At 49.0% G+C, this 520-nt stretch carries 1 protein-coding gene; it reads right to left on the bottom strand.

Annotated features, from left to right (window positions below):
• Nucleotides 1–520, bottom strand: a 520-nt coding sequence (locus tag R7190_RS30695; protein WP_318138317.1) for an efflux RND transporter permease subunit, incomplete at both ends; no start/stop codon positions are given.

Here is a 520-nt window from a genome sequence, read left to right as displayed (position 1 = left end):
CGTTAACGCACCCATAGAAATGGCCATAGTACGGTTGACTGTGGCTTCTTTAATGGCGTCAGACAAGCTCATGCCATTTGCGCGTTCGAGCTCAATTTGATCCATTAGTACGATGCCATTTTTGATGATCATCCCGGTCAGTGTGATAGCTCCGATCAGCGCCATAAAGCCAAATGGTTTATCGAATCCAAGCAGAGCAAACACAGCCCCTGATGCTACCAGTGGTAGCGTTGCGAGGATGATGATTGGTTGCTTAAAGCCGTTGAACATCGCGACTAAAATGATCACCATGATCAGCATTGCTTTTGGTTGCTGCTTCATGATGTCGGTGACCGCTTTGTCTTCATCGTAATATTCGCCGCCCCATTCCATGCTGTAACCCGCCGGAAGTTGGATAGCTTCAACCTGATCTTTAATGGCATTTCTTACATTCGCTGGTGTGGAGTCTCGGCTCACACCCGCTTGAACCGTGATGGTTTTCACGCGGTCGCGTCGCCAAATCATGCTCTCTTCGGTGACC

It is taken from the genome of Vibrio sp. 1078-1, from assembly GCF_033340475.1.
The sequence above is the reverse complement of the archived record's forward strand: the minus strand, read 5'-3'. Positions and strand labels throughout refer to the sequence as shown.